Annotated in this window: 1 protein-coding gene; it reads left to right on the forward strand. The window is 57.5% G+C overall.

Annotation, left to right across the window (positions count from 1 at the left end; all coding sequences use genetic code 11):
• Nucleotides 1-575, forward strand: a 575-nt coding sequence (locus EOE18_RS18205) for a helix-turn-helix domain-containing protein (RefSeq protein ID WP_127712170.1), incomplete at its 5' end; no start/stop codon positions are given.
• Between the last annotated feature and the right edge of the window lie 484 nt (nucleotides 576-1,059).

Genomic DNA, 1,059 nt, shown 5'->3' on the forward strand with positions numbered 1-1,059 from the left:
ATTGGCGCTATGGCCAGACTATGCGCACTCGTTATCCTGCCGTCCAAGTGGACGAGGCGTCTCTGTATCATATGCATAACCGGATATTTACTTCGGCGGGCAGCGCCGCAGGTATCGATCTGATGATCGAAATCGTGCGGCAAGACTACGGGCCGGACGCGGCCAATTCAGTCGCGCGGCGTATCGTTATGCCCGCCCATCGCAACGGAGGGCAGGCTCAGTTTCTTGAGCGCCCCGTTGCCATCCGCCCGAATAGTGAAATTGGGCCGGTGCTTGACCGCGTGCGTGAGGACATCAAACAGCCTTGGTCAATTGCGCTGATGGCAAAACAAGCAGCGATGAGTCGGCGCACTTTTGAACGCCGTTTTATCGAGGCCACGGGGCAAGGCCCGGGCGATTGGCTAGCGGCAGAACGCGTGGAAGCAGCCAAGGATCTATTGATCCGCACCCAGCAACCGATGGATGATATTGCCGCAGCCGTTGGCTTCGGCAGCGCCCATGCCTTGCGGCACCATTTCCGTGCCCGAGTAGCCCTCAGCCCGACGGAATACCGACGCGAATTTGGCGAGAAGTAGGGAGCAAATTTATGGGCAGCTTTGCGCTAGATATGACGTTCAAGTACGCTCGTGTGAGTGACCGGACTTGGTCGGCTGCTTCCGGTTCACATCGAAAGGAATTGCCGCCTTCTTTCCGGTCGTTCAGGGATTCGGTCTGGTGCGTCGGAACCCGTCGTTCGTTCACCGTCGCCGTGGGGCTCTTGGATGAGGAGGGCTGGGACAAAGCGGTCGTTCGCCTGTGGCTTGTAGGAACGTCCGGTTACGGCCAAACTGAACATTCACCGGCCCGAGAAAACCCTCTAACCTGAGGCTAAGGCGAGGACGGACCAGAGAGGTGGTGAATCTTGATGCCATTGATATTACAACCGACAAGGATTGGACTTGTAACGGCTTTGTGCCGGTCACCTATCTCACTATGCCACCTTGGCCTCGAATGCGAGGGGGCTGATGCCGCCCAGATATGAATGGCGCCTACGTGGGTTGTAGAAGCCGTTGATGTACT

This window comes from Novosphingobium umbonatum (assembly GCF_004005905.1).
Lineage (GTDB): Bacteria > Pseudomonadota > Alphaproteobacteria > Sphingomonadales > Sphingomonadaceae > Novosphingobium > Novosphingobium umbonatum.